Raw genomic sequence first — 2,044 nt, forward strand, 5'->3', positions numbered from 1 at the left:
TCCCGGTCCGTCCGCGGGTCCGTCCCCGCCCGGCACGAAGCAGCGGTCCTCGTCCCCGAACGGCAGGAACCAGCGCACCGGCACCTCCCACCGGCTGGTCAGGATCCACGGCCGGGCGTCCGGGTGCTCGGCCCGCCAGCGCTCCCGGTCCGCCTCGGCGGCCGCCCGGGTCACCGGCGGCAGCGCGGTGTCCAGCAGCGCCACCGGCGCCCCGGCCCGCAGCTCCTCCAGCGCCTGCCAGCTGCGCAGTCGGGTCGCCCACGGGCAGACGTACAGTACGCCGTCCACCACCCGCAGGTACGCCCGCCCGCTCTCCCGCTCGGGCAGCGCCCGGGGCGTGCGGGCGGCCAGCCCGGCGAGCGCCTCCCGCTGCTCCTCCAGCACCGCCGCCGCCACCGGCTGCGACGGCTCGGCGGCGTCCGGACCGCGCTCCGCCGCACAGGCCTGCCAGTGTGCCCGCTCGGGCTCCGGATAGGCGGCCAGCGGCTCGTAGACCCGCAGGTGGGCGGCGTAGGGCGGTTGTACGGAAGTACGTACGACGGTCACGTCCTGCATGGTCGCACGCACCGCCCGGCCCCGGGAGGGCGCGCCCCCGAACCCGTTCGCGCCCGCACCCGTCCGCCTTCCCGTCTCACTCCTCGGACGACCGGCCCCAGCTCGGACAAGACGGCCGATCGGCGGCACCGGCGCGGCTACGCTTCGCCTCAGACGCCCGCACCACAGCAGCGGGCCTTCGATACTGGAGTCACCACAGTGACCGACGTACAGACCCCCGCCACGCACTCCGCACCCGGCGTGCTCAGCAGGATCTTCCGTACCGAACAGGACGGCGCCCCCGGCGACGGTCACGAGCAGGTCGTCCTCTGCCACGACCGCAGCTCGGGCCTGAAGGCGATCATCGCCATCCACTCGACCGCCCTGGGCCCGGCCCTCGGCGGCACCCGCTTCTTCCCGTACGCCTCCGAGGAGGCGGCGCTGGAGGACGCGCTGAACCTGTCCCGCGGAATGTCCTACAAGAACGCGCTGGCCGGCCTGGACCTCGGTGGCGGCAAGGCCGTCATCATCGGCGACCCGAACAAGGACAAGAACGAGGCGATGCTCCGGGCCTACGGCCGCTTCGTCGAGTCCCTGCGCGGCCGCTACATCACCGCCTGCGACGTGGGCACCTACGTCCAGGACATGGACGTCATCGCCCGCGAGACCGAGTTCGTGACCGGCCGCTCGCCCGAGCACGGCGGCGCCGGCGACTCGTCCATCCTGACCGCCTTCGGCGTCTTCCAGGGCATGCGCGCCAGCGCCCAGGCCCGCTGGGGCCAGCCGACCCTGCGCGGCAAGCGGGTCGGCGTCGCGGGCGTCGGCAAGGTCGGCCACTACCTGGTCGGCCACCTGGTCGCGGACGGCGCCACGGTCGTCGTCACCGACCCCTTCGAGGCCGCGGTCAACCGGGTGCGCGCCGCCCACCCGGAGGTGGAGGTCGTCGCCGACACCACCGCCCTGCTCCAGGCCAAGCTGGACGTCTACGCCCCCTGCGCCCTCGGCGGCGCGCTGACCGACGCCACGGTCGCGGCGCTGGGCGAGTTCGGCACCTCCGTCGTCTGCGGCGCGGCCAACAACCAGCTGGCCCACCCGGGCGTCGAGAAGGACCTGGCCGACCGCGGCATCCTCTACGCGCCGGACTACCTGGTGAACTCCGGCGGCGTCATCCAGGTCGCCGACGAGATCGACGGCTTCAACTTCGAGCGGGCCAAGAACAAGGCCACGAAGATCTTCGACACCACCCTGGAGATCTTCACCCGGGCGACGGCCGACGGCATCCCGCCCGCGGTCGCCGCCGACCGCCTGGCCGAGAAGCGGATGCGCGAGATCAGCGCCCTGCGCACGGTGCTGCTGCCCGGCGCCCGCCGCGCCTGACGGGTCGACAACCGACCGGGTGATGCGCGGGGGGCCGTGGGGACGGTCCCCCGCGCATCACGATGTGGAACCGGATTCTCACTTCTCCCGCCGAACGGGTGATCCGAGGCCCCCCTAGGGGGGATAATCAGTC

At 73.8% G+C, this 2,044-nt stretch carries 1 protein-coding gene and 1 pseudogene; one reads left to right on the forward strand and one right to left on the reverse strand.

Annotation, left to right across the window (positions count from 1 at the left end; all coding sequences use genetic code 11):
* Positions 1 to 546: pseudogene (locus ACIQOV_RS39070) on the reverse strand (hypothetical protein); the annotation flags it as partial.
* Positions 547 to 753: 207 nt separating this feature from the next.
* Here ACIQOV_RS39070 and ACIQOV_RS39075 point away from each other — a divergent pair.
* Positions 754 to 1,911, forward strand: coding sequence for a Glu/Leu/Phe/Val dehydrogenase dimerization domain-containing protein (locus tag ACIQOV_RS39075; RefSeq protein ID WP_387693917.1), 1,158 nt, complete (start codon positions 754 to 756; stop codon positions 1,909 to 1,911).
* Positions 1,912 to 2,044 lie beyond the last annotated feature (133 nt).

This window comes from Kitasatospora sp. NPDC091257, assembly GCF_044757675.1.
Classification (GTDB): Bacteria; Actinomycetota; Actinomycetes; order Streptomycetales; family Streptomycetaceae; genus Kitasatospora; species Kitasatospora lactacystinica.